Origin of the sequence: Enterobacter sp. MALB-1 (genome assembly GCF_041021625.1) — a bacterium.
Classification (GTDB): Bacteria; Pseudomonadota; Gammaproteobacteria; order Enterobacterales; family Enterobacteriaceae; genus Enterobacter; species Enterobacter oligotrophicus.
Genome location: NZ_JBDPJL010000001.1, coordinates 2,296,048 through 2,310,360, shown reverse-complemented (window position 1 = coordinate 2,310,360; position 14,313 = coordinate 2,296,048). Strand labels below are relative to the sequence as shown.

12 protein-coding genes are annotated in these 14,313 nt (G+C 54.9%); 8 read left to right on the top strand and 4 right to left on the bottom strand.

Features of this window, described 5'->3' with window-relative positions:
* Positions 1–167 precede the first annotated feature (167 nt).
* A complete protein-coding gene (locus ABGB15_RS11005) occupies positions 168–371 on the top strand; it encodes a hypothetical protein (protein ID WP_152081056.1) in 204 nt (67 codons plus the stop codon).
* Positions 372–414: 43 nt separating this feature from the next.
* On the opposite strand, the gene ABGB15_RS11000 is transcribed toward ABGB15_RS11005, so the two are convergent.
* Complete coding sequence (locus ABGB15_RS11000; RefSeq protein ID WP_215722023.1) at positions 415–687, bottom strand: CsbD family protein; 273 nt, start codon at positions 685–687, stop codon at positions 415–417.
* Between the two features lie 498 nt (positions 688–1,185).
* On the opposite strand from ABGB15_RS11000, the gene ABGB15_RS10995 reads away from it, so the two are divergent.
* The 3 genes from ABGB15_RS10995 (at position 1,186) to ABGB15_RS10985 (ending at position 4,462) form a co-directional block, all read left to right on the top strand.
* Positions 1,186–1,461, top strand: coding sequence for a metal/formaldehyde-sensitive transcriptional repressor (locus ABGB15_RS10995; RefSeq protein WP_215722024.1), 276 nt, complete (start codon positions 1,186–1,188; stop codon positions 1,459–1,461).
* A gap of 30 nt (positions 1,462–1,491) precedes the next feature.
* Entirely contained in the window at positions 1,492–2,610 is a 1,119-nt protein-coding gene (locus tag ABGB15_RS10990; protein ID WP_152081059.1) for an S-(hydroxymethyl)glutathione dehydrogenase/class III alcohol dehydrogenase, read from the top strand.
* Positions 2,611–2,770: 160 nt separating this feature from the next.
* On the top strand, positions 2,771–4,462 hold the full coding sequence (locus ABGB15_RS10985) for a methyl-accepting chemotaxis protein (protein ID WP_215722025.1): 1,692 nt from the start codon (positions 2,771–2,773) through the stop codon (positions 4,460–4,462).
* A gap of 90 nt (positions 4,463–4,552) precedes the next feature.
* Here ABGB15_RS10985 and ABGB15_RS10980 read toward each other — a convergent pair whose 3' ends face one another.
* Both ABGB15_RS10980 and ABGB15_RS10975 read right to left on the bottom strand, forming a co-directional pair.
* A complete protein-coding gene (locus ABGB15_RS10980; RefSeq protein WP_215722026.1) occupies positions 4,553–6,937 on the bottom strand; it encodes a glucose/quinate/shikimate family membrane-bound PQQ-dependent dehydrogenase in 2,385 nt (794 codons plus the stop codon).
* Between the two features lie 284 nt (positions 6,938–7,221).
* A complete protein-coding gene (locus ABGB15_RS10975; RefSeq protein WP_152081062.1) occupies positions 7,222–8,145 on the bottom strand; it encodes a LysR substrate-binding domain-containing protein in 924 nt (307 codons plus the stop codon).
* Positions 8,146–8,372: 227 nt separating this feature from the next.
* On the opposite strand from ABGB15_RS10975, the gene ABGB15_RS10970 reads away from it, so the two are divergent.
* Both ABGB15_RS10970 and ABGB15_RS10965 read left to right on the top strand, forming a co-directional pair.
* Positions 8,373–9,716: a VOC family protein gene (locus ABGB15_RS10970; RefSeq protein WP_215722027.1), complete on the top strand. Its 1,344-nt coding sequence runs from the start codon at positions 8,373–8,375 to the stop codon at positions 9,714–9,716.
* 42 nt (positions 9,717–9,758) lie between these two features.
* Positions 9,759–11,264: a carboxylesterase/lipase family protein gene (locus ABGB15_RS10965; RefSeq protein ID WP_215722028.1), complete on the top strand. Its 1,506-nt coding sequence runs from the start codon at positions 9,759–9,761 to the stop codon at positions 11,262–11,264.
* On the opposite strand, the gene ABGB15_RS10960 is transcribed toward ABGB15_RS10965, so the two are convergent.
* The gene (locus tag ABGB15_RS10960) at positions 11,251–12,093 is read right to left on the bottom strand and encodes a LysR family transcriptional regulator (protein WP_152081065.1); all 843 of its coding nucleotides are present in this window, start codon (positions 12,091–12,093) and stop codon (positions 11,251–11,253) included. The two genes, ABGB15_RS10965 and ABGB15_RS10960, sit on opposite strands and share 14 nt — an antisense overlap.
* Positions 12,094–12,205: 112 nt before the next feature.
* Here ABGB15_RS10960 and ABGB15_RS10955 point away from each other — a divergent pair, with 112 nt between their 5' ends.
* Positions 12,206–13,375, top strand: coding sequence for a pyridoxal phosphate-dependent aminotransferase (locus tag ABGB15_RS10955; protein WP_215722029.1), 1,170 nt, complete (start codon positions 12,206–12,208; stop codon positions 13,373–13,375).
* Between the two features lie 10 nt (positions 13,376–13,385).
* A complete protein-coding gene (locus ABGB15_RS10950; RefSeq protein ID WP_152081067.1) occupies positions 13,386–14,159 on the top strand; it encodes an ABC transporter substrate-binding protein in 774 nt (257 codons plus the stop codon).
* The last annotated feature ends 154 nt before the right edge of the window (positions 14,160–14,313 follow it).

Below are 14,313 nucleotides of genomic sequence, written 5' to 3'. Positions count from 1 at the left end.
TTATCGAACATTTCATTAACATTGTTGTGATTGAATCTATACCATGAATAGAAATCTGTACAGTTAAATTGTACAAGTTTTTTCGGGCAGGAGAAAAGATCCCGGCCTCGTCACATATTTTCTGGATCTCTGCAATACTTTAACCATGCCATAAAGGAGGGTATGCCATGCAAGACGGTTACTATTGGATTAAGTTCAGAGGCATTGTTCAGAAAGCCTATTATTCAGACGTTCTTATTACCGACGTTGAAAATGGTGGAACGTCGCGGGGAGTCTGGCACTTGCTGGGCGAAGAGATCGACGTCTGCTCGGGTGCGGAGGCCGTTATTTTGTCCGGTCTGATAGGTACAGGTGTTTCTGGTCAGCGGTGATCCTGCAGGGAGCGTAAAGAATAAGGCCCCGCGGGGCCTGATATTATTTGCGACCCAGTAACAGCCCCAAAACCACACCAACTGCACCTGCAGCAATTAACCCTGACAGAGGGTTATTTCTGACGGCTTCAGTTACATCGGAAACGGCGTCACTGGCCTGTGCAGCGTATTTTTTAGCCGCACCTTTAACCTGATGTTTTGGTGAATCGACAAATTCGCCAAACTGCTGTTGCGCAGAGCCAGCCAGTTCGTCGATTTTATTTTCCGCTTTATCACCTGCATATTTAGCATGTTTATCAGCTTCGAAATCAGACATTGTTACCTCCTTTTGTTAATACATTCTTTTGTTAATACACTAAGGATAGACTCTCTTTGTTGAACGGGGAGGCTGAACGTTGAAATCCATCCTTTTTAGGATATGTCTCCATCGCAATGCTGGCTGACGACGCACGTGTTCACAGGGGACGGCCGTTTTCTGAGGGAATCAGTATGTCATGGAGTGACAACCTGATTATTTTTTTGCATAAGCAAATATATGGCTGTACTGAAAAAAAACATACAAAACAAAATCCATAATTAATTCGTCTCAATATATTTCAAAATGCTCAGCAATAGCATACTGTGTGTCAGGCGGAATAACTTTATAGAGTGTGCGTAGTGACAGAAATACTACTGCACACCATAGAAGTGTCATCTTCATTAATAAACCCGCACAACGCCATGAGCGATCGTATCGTTTCCCAGGTACTGTTCGGCTTTACATCAGGACTATAAAAAATTACTATACCCCCCTATAGTATATAAAGGAGTGCATATGCCGCATTCACCGCAGGATAAAAAACGCATCCTGACTCGCGTCCGCCGCATTCGGGGCCAGGTTGATGCCCTCGAACGTGCGCTGGAATCCGGCGATCCCTGTCTGGCCATCCTGCAGCAAATTGCCGCCGTGCGCGGGGCTGCCAATGGTCTGATGGGCGAAATGGTCGAAATTCACCTCAAAGATGAGCTGGTGACGGGGGAGACAACTCCCGATCAACGGGCAGTACGAATGGCAGAAGTCGGCCATTTGCTGCGCTCTTATCTAAAATAAACCCACAGACATCACATAAGGGAAGTCATTATGAAATCTCGCGCAGCTGTCGCATTTGGCCCAGGCCAGCCGCTTAAAATCGTTGAAATCGACGTTGCACCGCCAAAGAAAGGCGAAGTGCTGATCAAAATCACCCACACCGGCGTATGCCATACCGATGCGTTTACCCTGTCAGGTGATGACCCTGAAGGCGTGTTCCCGGCGGTGCTCGGCCATGAAGGGGGCGGTATCGTGGTGGAAGTGGGTGAGGGCGTCACCAGCCTGAAACCGGGTGACCATGTTATTCCGCTCTACACCGCTGAATGTGGCGAGTGTAAGTTCTGTAAATCCGGCAAAACCAACCTCTGCCAGGCGGTGCGCGCCACGCAGGGGAAAGGCCTGATGCCAGACGGCACCACCCGTTTCTCTTATAACGGTGAGCCAATCTACCACTACATGGGCACCAGCACCTTTAGTGAATACACCGTTTGCGCGGAGATCTCGCTGGCGAAGGTCAACCCACAGGCACCGCTGGATAAAGTCTGTCTGCTGGGCTGTGGCGTGACCACCGGTATTGGCGCGGTGCATAACACCGCGAAGGTTAAAGAAGGTGATACCGTTGCGGTATTCGGTCTGGGCGGGATTGGCCTGGCGGTGATCCAGGGCGCGGTACAGGCAAAAGCCGGTCGTATCATCGCAGTGGATACCAACCCGGAGAAATTCAAACTGGCTGGCGAAATGGGCGCGACCGATTTCGTGAACCCGAAAGATTACGATAAACCGGTTCAGGACGTGATTGTTGAACTGACCGACGGCGGCGTTGACTTCAGCTTTGAATGTATTGGTAACGTCAATGTGATGCGTTCTGCGCTGGAATGCTGCCATAAAGGCTGGGGCGAGAGCATCATCATTGGCGTGGCAGGGGCAGGCCAGGAGATCAAAACCCGTCCGTTCCAGCTGGTGACAGGGCGCGTATGGCGCGGGTCGGCATTCGGGGGCGTGAAAGGTCGTACCCAGTTGCCGGGTATGGTTGAAGAGGCGATGGCCGGGAAAATCCAGCTCGATCCTTTCATCACTCACCGCCTGCCGCTGGATCAGATCAATGAGGCGTTCGACCTGATGCACGAAGGCAAATCCATTCGTACCGTTATCCATTTCGGCGACAACTGATTATTCTGCCGGCGGTTTTTACCGCTGGCTTTTCTTTAATAATCTTCTCTAAAGTGTGACCTGTCTGGCGCTTTTAGCCGTAATCTAATTTCCCGTTGTGCCGATGACTATTTCACAGGCGTGTTTTTACGCATCTTACCTATAAAGAGAGTCGACGGTCATGGACAACACAACATCGGTGCAGGCGCAGCACAAGCTGAGCTTCCTGCATCATATCAGGCTGGTTCCGCTGTTTTCCTCCATTCTCGGTGGCATCATTCTTCTGTTTGCTTTGAGCGCTGGTCTGGCAGGATATTTCCTGTTACAGGCCGATAACGATCAGCAGGATGTCACATCTGAAATCCAGGTGCGTATGGGGCTATCGAATAGCTCGAACCATTTGCGTACCGCACGCATCAATATGATCCACGCAGGTGCCGCGAGTCGTATTGCTGAAATGGACGCAATGAAGAAGAACATCAGCGAGGCAGAAACCCGCATTAAGCAATCGCAGGACGGTTTTGCCACGTACATGAATCGCAGTGTTCGTAGCCCTGCGGACGAAGCGCTGGATGCCGACCTGAAAGCGCGTTACGAGGCGTATATCGCGGGTCTTCAACCGATGCTGAAATTCGCCAAAAACGGCATGTTTGAAGCCATCATCAACCACGAAAATGAAACCGCACGTCCGCTGGATGATGCCTACAATGACGTGCTGATGAAAGCCATTAAAATTCGCACCGACCGCGCTAACGCCCTCACGAAACAGGCTCATACCCGTACACAACTGGGCCTGATGTTTATGGTGGGAGCTTTCGCGCTGGCGCTGGTGCTGACGGCAATGACCTTTATCGTACTGCGCCGCACGGTGATTAACCCACTGCAACGCGCCGCCACGCGCATCGCGAACATTGCGAAGGGTGATCTGACGATGCCGGATGACGCGGCAGGACGCAGCGAAATCGGCCGTCTGACGCGTGATCTGCAAACCATGCAGCATTCACTGGTGACGACGGTAGGCACTGTGCGTCAGGGGGCGGAAGAGATCTATCGCGGTACCAGCGAGATTTCAGCCGGGAATACCGATCTCTCATCACGAACCGAGCAACAGGCCGCCGCCATTGAGCAGACGGCTGCGAGCATGGAACAGCTGACGGCCACCGTGAAGCAGAACGCCGATAACGCTCACCATGCCAGCAAACTGGCGGAAGATGCGTCCGGCAAAGCCAGCCGTGGCGGTCAGATGGTGTCTGGCGTGGTGAAAACGATGGGGAACATCTCCACCAGTTCGAAGAAAATTTCTGAGATCACGGCGGTTATCAACAGCATCGCCTTCCAGACCAATATTCTGGCGCTTAACGCGGCGGTAGAAGCAGCGCGAGCCGGTGAGCAAGGTCGTGGTTTTGCAGTGGTGGCGAGTGAAGTGCGCACCCTGGCAAGCCGCAGTGCGAATGCGGCAAAAGAGATTGAAAGCCTGATCAATGAATCCGTCTCGCTGATTGACCAGGGTTCCGGTGAAGTCGTGGCGGCGGGTAACACCATGAATGAAATCGTCGAGGCGGTTAAACGCGTCACCGATATCATGCTGGAAATTGCCGCTGCGTCTGATGAGCAGAGCCGTGGAATCGTGCAGGTCAGCCAGGCGATTTCAGAGATGGATAAAGTCACCCAGCAGAACGCCTCGCTGGTGGAGGAAGCCTCCGCCGCCGCCGCGTCGCTGGAAGAACAGGGCGCACGACTGACCGAGGCGGTAGGGGCGTTTCGTCTTAACGGGGCGAAGACTGGCCGCACGGTGACGTCTGCGCCAGTGGCAACGAGCGCGCCATTGCGCCCGGCGACGACGGTTTCCGGGGATAACTGGGAGACGTTCTGAGTGGCGTGTTGTGTCGGGTGGCGGCTTCGCCTTACCCGACCTACGTGCTGGCCTACAAAAAAGGGACCTCTCGGTCCCTTTTGTCATCTGTTACTTCTTATCCGGTAACGCATACGCAATCACATAATCACCCCGATCCGGGGACTGGCGCGCGCCGCCCGCATTAATGATGATGTACTGTTTGCCGGTTTTCGGTGAAACGTAGGTCATCGGGCCGGACTGGCTGCCCACAGGCAGGCGGTCTTTCCAGATCTCTTTCCCGGTTGCGGTATCAAACGCACGCAGGTAGAAGTCCTGAGTCCCGGCAAAGAACAGCAGGCCAGACTGCGTCGACAGTGACGCGCCCAGGGTCGGCATCCCGATTGGGATCGGCATATGCATGCGAATGCCGAGCGGACCGGTATCTTCCACGGTGCCGACCGGAACCTGCCACACCAGCTTGCCTGATTTGAGGTCAACCGCTGACAGGGTGCCAAACGGTGGCTTCTGACACGGAATACCCAGTGGCGACAGGAAACGCTCGCGCATTGCGCCGAACGGCGTGCCGTCCATTGGTACAATCCCCATCTCAATGCCGCTGGCGTTTTTCGCGACGTTCGCGCGTGGCACCATATAGTTTGCCAGCCCCAGACGCATATCATTAACGAACATCAGGCTATTGTTCGGATCAACCGACACGCTGCCCCAGTTCATACCGCCGAGCGAGCCAGGGAACTGCAGGGAGCGGTCCAGCCCAGGCGGCGTAAAGACACCCTGGTGACGCATCTCTTTAAACTGAATGCGGCACAGCAGCAGGTCGACAGGCGTGGCACCCCACATGTCGGACTCCGTCAGCGTCTGGTTACCAATCATCGGCATACCAACAGAGTAGGGCTGAGTGGGTGAGTAGCGCTCACCCTCAACGTTACCGGCAGGAACAGGGCGCTCTTCCACTTTGGCAACCGGCTTACCGGTTTCACGGTTGAGCATAAAGATCATGCCCTGCTTACTGGTCTGCACCAGCACAGGCGTTGTGCCACCTTTACCGTCTGGCAGATCGTACAGCAGCGGTTGAGAAGGCAGGTCAAAGTCCCACAGATCGTGATGGGTAGTCTGGAAATGCCAGCGCACCTGACCGGTCGTTGCGTCAACCGCAACAATGGACGAACTGTATTTATCATCCAGCGCAGTACGTTCACCCGCCCAGAAGTCTGGCGTGGCGTTTCCGGTCGGCAGATAGATCAGATTCAGCTTTGCGTCGTATGCCATAGCAGACCAGACGTTCGGCGTACCACGCGTCCAGGTCTGGCCTTCCGGCGGCAGGCCGGTCAGCGCGGGATTGCCTGGGTCCCACGCCCATGCCAGCTTACCGGTATGCACGTCATAAGCTCGCACCACGCCCGGCGGTTCACCGGTGGAGAAGTTATCCGCCACGCGTCCGCCGATCACCACCACGTGCCCCGCCACCAGTGGCGTAGACGTCTGCTGGTAATAGCCCGGTTTGATTTCACCCATGCCTATGCTCAGGTCAACGGTGCCGTGGTCGCCAAAATCGTCACAAAGGTTGCCGTTGTCGGCATTGATGGCAATCAGGCGTGCATCGGTCGTCGGGAGGAACAAACGACGGGAACAGGCCGCAGGCTTTGTTTCTGTTTGTGACGTTGTCACGGTTGAGCGATCTTCGAAATAGCCCAGGCCACGGCAGCGCTGCCAGTTAGGAGCCGTGGCTTTTGAATCGTAACGCCATTTCTCTTTACCGGAGTCCACATCCAGCGCCAGCACTTTACTGTATGGCGTACAAACATACAGAGTGTCGCCAACCTGTAACGGGGTGTTCTGGTCTTCCGCGCCGGAGCCGTTGCTCTGTGGAATGTCACCCGTGTGGGCAACCCAGGCCACTTTCAGTTCGCTGACGTTCTGTTTGTTGATTTGATCCAGTGCGGCGAAGCGATCGCCGTGGGTGGTGTTGCCCCAGTGTTCCCAGTTTTTTTGCTGTTCACCGGGCGCAACCGGTTTTACCGGAACCGGCTCGTTAGCCGCCACAAGCGTTTGTGGTTTAAACATCCAGCCAAGGCTCACCAGCATCGCGACGGCCAGCACGGCGGCTATGCTAAATGCAGGGGCTTTGTTGATCGGTGTACTGCTGTTTGCTGCCCGCAGGAAAGGCCAGACAATGGCGCACAGCAGGGCGAGAACGGCGAAGGTAAACAGGCGCGAGAAGAGCGGCCAGAAATCCCAGCCCGCATCGCTCACCGCCCAGAACAGTGATGCAATAAACGCAATTGCGTAGAGAATGATCCCGCTAATCCGACTGGCGAAAATCAGGATAGCGGCAATCACCATCACCACGCCCATGATCAGGAAGTACCTACTTCCGCCTGCTGTGGCGAGCCTGAAGCCCAGCCCGCCAACTGCCAGACCGATGAGCGCCATCAGTCCGGCAAGAAGCCACTGCAGGATACGAGGTATCCCACGCGGCGCGTTGCCAAAAGCCATTTCTGTCTCCTTAAATACTCCCACCTCTTCAGGTTTATGCTGTGCGGCATCTGTACCAGTTGGATAACTGAAGGCGAGAGTTACGATGGTTTACGGTTAAAAACCGTTTAAATAGCGTAGGAATTCACGATCAAAAAATCACGTGCGAACCATTTGGTGAATTCGCCGCTATGATAAAACTGTTAAATTGTTTTGCGCAATTGTTAATGAAAGATTTCGCATTATTTGATTAAAGGGCAGATATACCCGCCGTGGCGGCGGGTGAAGGAAGGATGAAGCGATGATCAGGCTGGCATGGACTTGCGGATGGCGCTGAGTAGCGTCTGCGCGCCTGAGGAGAGCGGGGCATCCACACGGGTCAGGACCCCAATTGGTTCACCTGCGCCAGGGGAAGTAACCGGCAAGGCGGTGAGCGTACCACGGCGTAAATCGTCTTTGACTGCACCGGATGGCACGAACCAGACGTAGTCATAATCCACGGTAAGCTGACGAGAAAGGGAAGCCGACAGGGTTTCAATGCACCCGGCAGGTAGCGAACAGCCCTGCATTTGCAGCAACGCCTCGGCATTCTGGCGCGGCACTGTTCCTTTTGGTGATACCACAACAGGCCACTCCATTACCCGGCTTAACGTGACGGTATCATGTAAAAGCGGATGATTGGGACGCACGACCAGCTTCAGCGATTCCAGGAACAAAAGTTCATAGTTAAGCCCGCTCATCAGTTCAGGATCGGACATCCGGCCGATACCGAGATCCAGCTCTCCTGATTTTAGCCCCGCAAGCAGCATGGTGTTATTCATGGTTGCGACCTGAAGCGTGGCGTGCTTTTGCTGCTTGTGGAACTGACCAATTACAGCAGGCAAAATGCCCAGCGCCGCTGTCGGGAGAGCCCCCACACGCACAATATCGCTGGCCGGCTCCTCTTTGCGGTTTAACGCCTGACCCGCCGTATTAAGCGCATCGAGAACTTTCACCGCGTGCGTCAGAAATTGCTCGCCCACAAGCGTAAGTTGCGCGCCAAGGCGACCACGATCGAACAATCGGGTTCCGGTAAGCTGTTCCAGCTCGTTCAGTGTTTTCGACAACGCGGGCTGACTGAGGTTAAGGGTTTCAGCCGCTCGCCCCAGCGTTCCCTGTTGAGCGACGGCCACAAATGTATGTAAATGGCGCAAGCGTATGCGCTGACTGAACAGACCATTTTTTTCCATAGGCGATGTTAAAAACAGAGCGATGCGGGTGACAAGTTAAGTTGTTTAATTTTGATAACTTGATAGCAAAATATTTTTAACATTTGATCTGTTTGAGTTACAACCTGTTTTCGGCAACGCGCAGGCTTTGACCACTCGCCTGCCTGGATCACAATTCGTAAATTCTTCCCGCCAGTGAGGGCGGGCTTCTCTACACTCCAGGTAATATTCACTGGAGGCATGACATCATGGCGAACACCATCACGGCTGATGATATTCGGGAACACTTTTCGCAGGCTATGTCGGCGATGTACCAGCAGGAAGTTCCGCAGTACGGCACGTTGCTGGAACTGGTGGCGGACGTGAACCTGGCGGTTCTGGAAAATAATCCGCAGTTACATGAACAACTGGCGAACGCCGATGAACTGGCGCGGCTGAATGTTGAACGTCACGGAGCCATTCGCGTGGGCACCGCGCAGGAACTCTCCACCTTACGCCGGATGTTCGCGATTATGGGCATGTATCCGGTCAGCTATTACGATCTCTCGCAGGCCGGTGTTCCTGTTCACTCAACAGCGTTTCGTCCGATTGATGATGCGGCTCTGTGCCGCAATCCGTTTCGCATTTTTACCTCTCTGCTGCGTCTGGAGTTGATTGATAACGCCGACCTGCGCCAGCGTGCGGCTGATATTCTCTCCCGGCGTAACATCTTTACCCCGCGTTGTCTTGAACTGATCGCACTGCACGAGTCAGAAGGGCAATTTACCGAAGCGCAGGCGCGCGAGTTTGTTCATGAAGCGCTGGAAACGTTCCGCTGGCACCGCCATGCAACGGTCGATCAGGAGACGTACCTGGCCCTGAGCAATGAGCACCGCCTGATTGCCGATGTGGTCTGCTTCCCCGGCTGCCACATTAACCATCTTACGCCGCGCACGCTGGATATCGACCGGGTGCAGGAGCTGATGCCGAAGTACGGCATTGAGCCGAAAATTCTGATTGAAGGGCCACCGCGTCGTGAAGTGCCGATTTTGCTGCGCCAGACCAGCTTTAAGGCGCTGGAGGAGCCGGTACTTTTTTCCGGCGAACATAAAGGCACGCACACGGCGCGTTTCGGTGAGATTGAACAGCGGGGAGTGGCACTCACGCCAAAAGGCCGTGAGCTGTACGACAGCCTGCTCGGACAGGCCGGGACGGGCAAAGACAACCTGACGCACCAGCTTCACCTGCGGGACATGTTCAGTGCCTTCCCGGACAGCGAGATGTTTCTGCGCCGACAGGAACTGGCCTATTTCCGTTATCGTCTGACACCTGCAGGCGAGGCGCACCGTCACGCCTTTCGTCCTGGCGACGATCCGCAACCGCTGATCGAGCGGGGCTGGGTGGTGGCGCAGCCGATCACGTATGAAGATTTTCTGCCCGTCAGCGCGGCAGGGATTTTCCAGTCAAATCTCGGCAACGAAACTCAGGCACGCAGCCACGGCAATGCCAGCCGCGAGGCTTTCGAAGCGGCGCTGGGCTGCCCGGTGCATGACGAATTCACGCTCTACCAGGAGGCGGAAACCCGCAGCAAACAGCGTTGCGGTTTGCTCTGAAATCGTTACTCTTCAGGGGTGTGATGGAAAAAGAAGGCCGGTATGCAAAATCCCTCCGCCCCTGTGGTTGAAACGCGCCAGGGCGCACTGATTGGTTTCACTGATGACGATGTGTATGCGTGGTATGGCATCCCTTATGCCGCACCGCCTGTTGGTCAATGGCGCTGGCGCGCTCCGCGGCCGCCCGAAAACCGGGAGGGCGTGCGCCAGACGACGGCATTTTCTGCATCAAGCTGGCAAAACAGCGAATATTGCCAGGAACTGGGGGGCGGCGATCCCGGCCAGTTCTCCGAAGATTGTCTTTACCTTAACGTCTGGTCGCCCGTCTCGCGTGCTTCTCCACTGCCGGTGATGGTCTGGCTGCACGGCGGAGGGTTTACCATCGGCGCGGGTGGCCTGCCTCCCTATCACGGCAGGGCGCTGGCAAAGCGTAATGTGATCGTGGTGACGATCAATTACCGGCTCGGCCATCTCGGTTTTTTTGCACATCCTGCACTGGAAGGTGAAGACGATCGCGTGGTGCATAACTTTGCGCTGCTTGACCAAATCGCGGCCCTTAACTGGGTGCGAGACAACATTGCAGCGTTTGGTGGCGATCCTGACAACATCACGCTGTTTGGGGAATCTGCCGGTGCGCGCAGCGTGCTCTCGCTGCTGGCATCCCCTCTGGCGGAAGGATTGTTCCACAAAGCCATTGTGCAGAGCGGGTATACCTTGCCGGATACGCCGCGTGAACAGGCGCTGAAACAAGGGGAAGCGCTGGCTCGCCATTTTGGGCTTGAGAATGCCACTGCAGAACAGCTACGCGCCATTCCTGCTGACGCGTTCTGGCCGCTTGAGTCACCGCTGAATATCGCCCCGGCTCCCATTGTGGGGGATTGCGTTCTGCCGGAGGCCATGCTTGATGTCTTCTTTGCTGCCCGCCAGCATCCTGTTCCGGTGATGATCGGTTCGAACAGCGATGAGGCGAGCGTGATGGCGGTGTTCGGCGTTGATCTTGCCGGGCAGATTCAAAAACTTCGCCGCGAAAGACGTTTTGGTCTGGGGCTGATTAAGCTGCTTTATCCTGGCGTGAAGGGGGATGAAGAACTGGGGCGGCAGGTTTGCCGGGATATGGCTTTTACCACTATGGGCTACGTTGTCATGCAGGCGCAGCAGCGCGTTGGCGGGCTGTGCTGGCGCTACTGGTTTGACTATGTGGCAGAAGCCGAACACGCGACCTACATTAACGGTGCCTGGCACGGCAACGAAGTGCCTTATGTGTTTGACACACTCGGTGAGGTGGAGCCTTCGCGCCACTATGTGAACGAACGCGACCGCCAGTTTTCTGCCCAGGTCGCGGATTATTGGGTGAACTTCGCGCGTGAAGCAGGGACTCGCGATAGCTTACCGGGGCCAACGCACTGGCCTGCGTGCCGTAAAGGACGTGACGTTCTGTTACGTATAGGTGTGAATAAACATGCAGGTTTCAGGCTTGAAAACCGTTTTATGCGCGCCCGAATGAGCCTTTTCAAACGGGTAATGAAACACCACGTCAGTCTCGACTAAGCAGGCAGTCGCGAAACGCAATAAGGCCATTCTCATCGCTTTGCGTGTCGCGCATTACCAGGCGGTAACTGGCACCCGTTTTAATGCTGGAGTCAAAAGGCCGCGACAGCCGTCCGGCGCGGATATCTTCCGCCACCAGCGTTTCATCGGCAATGGCCACGCCCAGTCCCTGAATGGCGGCCGTAATGGCGAGATCCATCGTATCGAAGTGTTGATTTTTGTGCATGGTAAAGGTCGGTATCGCCTGTTTTGCCAGCCACAGCGACCAGTCGGTCTTATCCCTTGTGGGATGCAGGAAGGTGAGCGACTCCAGCGCCACGCCCGACCGCAGCGGGCTGATTACCGGCGTTAACGCCTCTTCAAACAGCAGATCGCCCGCACTCATATGTGTGCCAAAGACAATGGCCGCGTCATAGGACTCCGTTTTGAAATTGACGTTATGATCGGTCGTTGTAGTGAGTGCAATTTGCAGGTCCGGCTGCTCACGCTCCACCTTTAACAGACGCGGCACTAGCCAGCGCATGGCGCAGGTCGGCGCTTTCAGGCGAATCACGGTCTGGTGAGCGCGGGCCCGGTCGGCGATGGTCAGCAGGTGCTCAAAGGCTGATTGCAGCTCCGGCAGCAGGGCGCTGCCCTGAGAAGAGAGGCGTAAACCGCGCGCGTGGCGTTCAAAGAGCGGAAACCCGAACCACGCTTCAAGAGAGGCAATTTTACGGCTCACGGCCCCCTGCGTCAGACACAATTCTCCGGCGGCATGGGTGAGATTCAGATGCCGCGCAGTGACTAAAAATGCGTCTACGGCATTGAGCGGGAATGAACGGCGCGACATAAACACCTCAGGTATGCATTTTTCTCATGGCTATTATGACAACAATTCGATTGTCCCGACAACTGACTTGTTGTTTGAATAGTTATGCAATATTCATGAGAAGGGACAGAGGATGACTTTACGAACGCCGGTGCAGACACGTTCAAAACTGCCTGATGTGGGTACGACCATTTTTACCGTTATCGGCCAGCTTTCCGCGCAGCATAACGCCATCAACCTTTCTCAGGGCGCGCCTAATTTTTCCTGCGATCCTAAGCTGATTGCGGGCGTCACCCGTGCGATGGAAGCCGGGCACAACCAGTACGCGGCGATGACCGGCCTGCAGCCACTGAAAGAACGTATCGCGGAAAAAATTGCTACGCTCTACGGCACGCAGTATGACCCGACCAGTGAAGTGCTGGTGACCGCCAGCGCCAGTGAAGGGCTTTACTCGGCCATCAGCGGGCTGGTGCATCCGGGCGATGAGGTGATTTACTTTGAGCCGTCGTTTGACAGCTATGCGCCGATTGTCCGTCTGCAGGGCGCAACGCCCGTAGCGATCAAACTGACGGTGCCGGATTTTGCCGTCAACTGGGATGAAGTGCGCGCGGCGATCACGCCAAAAACGCGTATGATCATCATCAATACGCCACATAACCCGAGCGGCCAGGTCTTCTCTGCGAATGACCTGCAACAGCTGGCGGCGCTGACGCGCAACACCGATATCATTATTTTGTCTGACGAAGTGTATGAACACGTGGTATTTGATGGCGAGCCGCACCACGGAATGGCGACGCATCCCCTACTGGCGGAGCGTAGCGTTATTATCTCATCTTTCGGAAAAACCTATCACGTGACCGGCTGGCGTGTGGGGTATTGTGTTGCACCAGCAGACCTGATGGACGAGATTTGCAAGGTCCATCAATTTTTGATGTTTTCTGCCGATACCCCAATGCAGTACGCGTTTGCCGAGCATATGACCGATCCGCAAACCTGGCTGTCCCTGGCGGCGTTTTATCAGCGCAAGCGCGATCTGCTGCAAAATCTGCTGACGGATTCACCGTTTAAGCTGCTGCCGAGCGCCGGATCGTTCTTCCTGTTGGCAGATTACAGCCACTTCAGCGATGAGCGTGACAGCGACATGGTGAAACGGCTGATTATCGAGTGCGGCGTTGCCACGATACCGCTGTCGGCGTTTTATGCGGATGGCACAGACAATAAATTCATTCGTCTCTCTTTTGCGAAAGATGAGGCGACGTTACGGGCAGGTGCCCAGGCCCTGTGTCGGGTTAAACCACGCTAAGGAGTTTGAGATGAAATTACGCGCGTTAGTTGTCGGCATGGGACTGCTGTGTGCATTTTCTTCGTTCGCTGCCACCGAGTTACGTTACGGCCTGGAAGCTGAATACCCGCCGTTTGAGAGCCGCAACGCCTCCGGCGAACTGGAAGGGTTCGACATTGAGCTGGGTAATGCGATTTGTAAAGCTGCAGCCCTGAAATGCACCTGGGTTGAAACGTCGTTTGATGCACTGATCCCTGGTCTGGTGGCGAAGAAATTCGATGCCATTAATTCGGCGATGAACATCACCGAGCAACGTCGTCAGAGTATTGATTTTACGCAGCCTGTCTACCGTATTCCGTCACAGTTAGTGGGTAAAGTTGGTACGGCGGTAGAGGCGACGCCTGAAGGGCTGAAAGGCAAAACCATCGGCGTTCTGCAGGGTTCCATTCAGGAAACCTATGCAAAAGAGCACTGGGAAAAGCACGGTGTCACCGTGGTGTCTTATAAAGATCAGAATATGGCCTGGGGAGACTTGCTGAATGGCCGTATTGATGCCTCGCTGGTAATGTCAGCGGCCGGGCAGGCGGGTTTCCTGAGCAAGCCGCAGGGGAAAGGGTTTGGCTTTATCGGCAAACCCGTGTCTGACGACACGATCCTCGGCAGTGGTATCGGCTTTGGGTTGCGTAAGGGGGATGAGGCCACCAAAAAGCAACTTGATGCCGCAATAGATAAAGTACGTGCCGACGGCACGATCGCTAAACTCGCTGATAAGTACTTTCCGGGTATCGATGTCAGCGTAAAATAACCGCCTCGTTTGGCCCCAGTTACTGATGTCTGACTGGGGCTTTTTTATACCTTTCTTTACACCACTTTCAGGCCGTTCTGGTCGACATAAAATATTTCTCAGTTTGTGCATATAATCGCCGGTCAACAATTGGATTCTTAACCGTTTTTGTTTA

Coding starts and splice junctions, on each gene's coding strand:
- ABGB15_RS10980 (WP_215722026.1), bottom strand. CDS start 6,937: ATGGCTTTTGGCAACGCGCCGCGTGGGATACCTCGTATCCTGCAGTGG.
- ABGB15_RS10985 (WP_215722025.1), top strand. CDS start 2,771: ATGGACAACACAACATCGGTGCAGGCGCAGCACAAGCTGAGCTTCCTG.
- ABGB15_RS10990 (WP_152081059.1), top strand. CDS start 1,492: ATGAAATCTCGCGCAGCTGTCGCATTTGGCCCAGGCCAGCCGCTTAAA.
- ABGB15_RS10975 (WP_152081062.1), bottom strand. CDS start 8,145: ATGGAAAAAAATGGTCTGTTCAGTCAGCGCATACGCTTGCGCCATTTA.
- ABGB15_RS11000 (WP_215722023.1), bottom strand. CDS start 687: ATGTCTGATTTCGAAGCTGATAAACATGCTAAATATGCAGGTGATAAA.
- ABGB15_RS10960 (WP_152081065.1), bottom strand. CDS start 12,093: ATGTCGCGCCGTTCATTCCCGCTCAATGCCGTAGACGCATTTTTAGTC.
- ABGB15_RS10965 (WP_215722028.1), top strand. CDS start 9,759: ATGCAAAATCCCTCCGCCCCTGTGGTTGAAACGCGCCAGGGCGCACTG.
- ABGB15_RS10955 (WP_215722029.1), top strand. CDS start 12,206: ATGACTTTACGAACGCCGGTGCAGACACGTTCAAAACTGCCTGATGTG.
- ABGB15_RS11005 (WP_152081056.1), top strand. CDS start 168: ATGCAAGACGGTTACTATTGGATTAAGTTCAGAGGCATTGTTCAGAAA.
- ABGB15_RS10950 (WP_152081067.1), top strand. CDS start 13,386: ATGAAATTACGCGCGTTAGTTGTCGGCATGGGACTGCTGTGTGCATTT.
- ABGB15_RS10970 (WP_215722027.1), top strand. CDS start 8,373: ATGGCGAACACCATCACGGCTGATGATATTCGGGAACACTTTTCGCAG.
- ABGB15_RS10995 (WP_215722024.1), top strand. CDS start 1,186: ATGCCGCATTCACCGCAGGATAAAAAACGCATCCTGACTCGCGTCCGC.